The organism is Ideonella lacteola, from assembly GCF_038066555.1.
In the GTDB taxonomy this organism is placed as follows: domain Bacteria; phylum Pseudomonadota; class Gammaproteobacteria; order Burkholderiales; family Burkholderiaceae_C; genus Ideonella; species Ideonella lacteola.
Genome location: NZ_JBBUTG010000072.1, coordinates 1 through 2,219, shown reverse-complemented (window position 1 = coordinate 2,219; position 2,219 = coordinate 1). Strand labels below are relative to the sequence as shown.

Annotated in this window: 3 protein-coding genes; all 3 read left to right on the top strand. The window is 58.7% G+C overall.

What is annotated here, in order from left to right; all coding sequences use genetic code 11:
* The first annotated feature begins 125 nt into the window (after window positions 1–125).
* The 3 genes from AACH06_RS30065 (at window position 126) to AACH06_RS30055 (ending at window position 2,100) form a co-directional block, all read left to right on the top strand.
* Window positions 126–581, top strand: a complete 456-nt coding sequence (locus AACH06_RS30065; RefSeq protein WP_341429518.1) for a GNAT family N-acetyltransferase — start codon at window positions 126–128, stop codon at window positions 579–581.
* Between the two features lie 74 nt (window positions 582–655).
* Window positions 656–1,057: a hypothetical protein gene (locus AACH06_RS30060; protein ID WP_341429517.1), complete on the top strand. Its 402-nt coding sequence runs from the start codon at window positions 656–658 to the stop codon at window positions 1,055–1,057.
* Window positions 1,058–1,722: 665 nt separating this feature from the next.
* Entirely contained in the window at window positions 1,723–2,100 is a 378-nt protein-coding gene (locus AACH06_RS30055; RefSeq protein WP_341429516.1) for a hypothetical protein, read from the top strand.
* The last annotated feature ends 119 nt before the right edge of the window (window positions 2,101–2,219 follow it).

Genomic DNA, 2,219 nt, shown 5'->3' with positions numbered 1-2,219 from the left:
GCATGAAATACATGTCGGTTGTGGCATTGCGTTCCAGGCATCTCGGTGCCCTTCCCCCTCTGCCTAACCGCTCCGTCAAGGGGACTGGCCTGCGGCCAGCCCCTTACGTCGAACGTTAGCCGTCGATGGAAGTCTCTCTCGCCAGCGCAGGCGTAGGAAGTGAGTGCGAGTTGGTCCTTCGCGACCTTCCAGCGTGGTTCGGGATCGAAAGCGCTCTCCTGCAGTACGCCGCAGACGCGGAAAAGTATCCAACACTTGTTGCCAGAGAGTCTTCGGCCTTGGTGGGCTTCATCACGGTCCGCCAGCACTTCGAGCACTCATTCGAGGTCCATTGCATGGCGGTTCAGGCAGGTCAGCGGCGTCGTGGCCTGGGCAGCAGATTGCTGAAAGCAGCGGAATCCTGGGCTCAGCTTCGCGGTGGACGGTTCATGCAAGTCAAGACCATCTCGCCTGGTAATCCGAGTCCAGAATACGCCGAAACTCGAGCGTTCTACTTCAGCGCCGGCTATGCGGCCCTCGAAGAGTTTCCCCTTCTCTGGTCCAAGAGCAATCCATGCCTTCAACTCGTCAAAGCCTTGTAACGCCGACGGCTAACCCCTCCGTCAAGGGGACCTGCCTGCGGCAGGCCCCTTACGTCGAACGTTAGGCATCACAGGTGGAAAAGCCTCTAGACCGTATGCGCGCTGGTGTTGAGTCGCGCATTCGCGAGGCGCTCGTCGGTGCGTCCCTAGAACGTGTGACCTATGCCATCACCTATTGGGAATTGGTGTTCTTGGCTCAGCACGACGTAACGCTTATGGCGGCAGAGATTCTGCTTCCTGATCAAGAGTCCCCGGAAGAGGAGTCAGAGCAGGCGGTAAAGGTAGGAAGCCTCCTGCTTCGGCTCACGAACAAGAGTCGAGTAGTGGCGGTCGACGTTCAAGCTAATGGCGACATGATCGTGAGCTTTTTGGGCGGTGAAAGCGTCCGTCTCCTGGCTCACGTGCCAAACGTTGATTGGACGTGGTCACTCAGGTCTGAAGAATTTCGGTTTGTTTGTGATGGAGCGCTGGAGTGAACTCTCGCAGTGAAGCAAGCCTTTCCCGAGTGATGCCTAACCCCTCCGTCAAGGGGACGTCTTGCGGCAAGCCGCAAGCCGCCCCTTACGTCGAACGTTAGGCATCAGAAGTCAGGGGCTGACCGATGAGTTCGAAGCGGCATATCCACGCATGTCGGCTGTTTGCTTCGCAGTCAGCGTGGGCTGCCCGTCCTTCGGCGGCCAGCGCACGGACCGTGGCGGCTCCTGCCGTATTCCAGTCAGCTTGGGCACATGCGGGTGGCCGCGGCAGCACACCGCGGTTGCTGGAATCGCTCTCCTTGGTCGGCGCCGGTGGTACGCTGTGCGCCATCTCTGCCAAGGCGAGCTTTCTTCGCTTGGTGAAGGCAGCTGAAATCCCTTGTCTGGTCAGGTCAGCCTCGTGCTACTTTTCATAAAAGCACCTTGCTCCATCAGCGGTTGGCGCGCTTGGCGAGCTGGCAAGGGATACATACCGGTTCTGGCATTGCGTTCCAGGCATCTCGGTGCTCTGGCCGCTCTGCCTAACCACTCCGTCAAGGGGACTGGCCTGCGGCCAGCCCCTTACGTCGAACGTTAGGCCTATGGCGAAGCAAAGGGTACGAGTTCCAGGGGCAGCAGACTGGATTGGATATAGAGACGACTTGGACGTTAGGCACGCACATAAGTTGCTCTTCGGCAAGTCCATTGCCGAGGTTCAGGCGCACTTCGGCAACGGTCGATCCATTGAGAGGGCCGGCGAACTCCTGTTTATGCCTCGTCGGGCGTTCCAATACTACGTTCAAGCGTTTGCCGAGTTCGTCATGTCAAGTGCCGCGGAGGGTGATTCGGACTCGGCAAGTCCTTTTCTCAATCTGCTCGTGGCGCGGGAGCGGCGCGATCCAGGGAGCGTTGCTCAAGTATATGCAGCCCTTCGCCCAACTGTTGAGCATGTAGCGGCGAATCAGGAATACTACGATGCAGATCCAAATATTTATGGCAGCTTCTCAGACAAGGCGAAGGAACTGGCTGTCTTGTGCGATGCGCTGCACAATCGACGCGCCTAAGGAAGGTCTGCAGAAATCGCGCGGCCTGGTGCTTGGCGGGAAGCTGAAGTGCTGAGACGATATGGCGCATGAAACAACACAGCCTGGGCCTGGGGACGACGGCCAAGCGCACGAGGCGA